Source organism: Xylophilus sp. ASV27 (assembly GCF_016428875.1).
In the GTDB taxonomy this organism is placed as follows: Bacteria; Pseudomonadota; Gammaproteobacteria; order Burkholderiales; family Burkholderiaceae_C; genus Xylophilus.
The window spans coordinates 1-305 of the sequence record NZ_JAELTO010000361.1 but is presented as its reverse complement, the minus strand read 5'-3'; the positions used below and the strand labels follow the sequence as shown (position 1 = coordinate 305).

Annotated in this window: 1 protein-coding gene; it reads left to right on the top strand. The window is 76.4% G+C overall.

Going from position 1 to position 305, the window contains the following annotated elements; all coding sequences use genetic code 11:
- A partial coding sequence (locus JHD63_RS23340) for a hypothetical protein (protein ID WP_198973177.1) occupies positions 1 to 305 on the top strand: 305 nt, incomplete at both ends.

Here is a 305-nt window from a genome sequence, read left to right as displayed (position 1 = left end):
CCCCCCCCCCCCCCCCCCCCCCCCCCCCCCCCCCCCCCCCCCCCCCCCCCCCCCCCCCCCCCCCCCCCCCCCCCCCCCCCCCCCCCCCCCCCCCCCCCCCCCCCCCACCCCCCCCCCCCCCCCCCCCACCTACACTAGGTTCTCTTCGTCGGCAGCGTCAGATGTGTATAAGAGACAGGCCTGCAGGAATGCAGGTGTCCCAGGTGCCGAACATGTCGACCACCTGCCAGAAGGCCGACGGCAGCCCCGCTGATGTGAGCATCGCGGCAGACCGCAGTTCGTTCACGATCTCGGGCTTCCGCTTC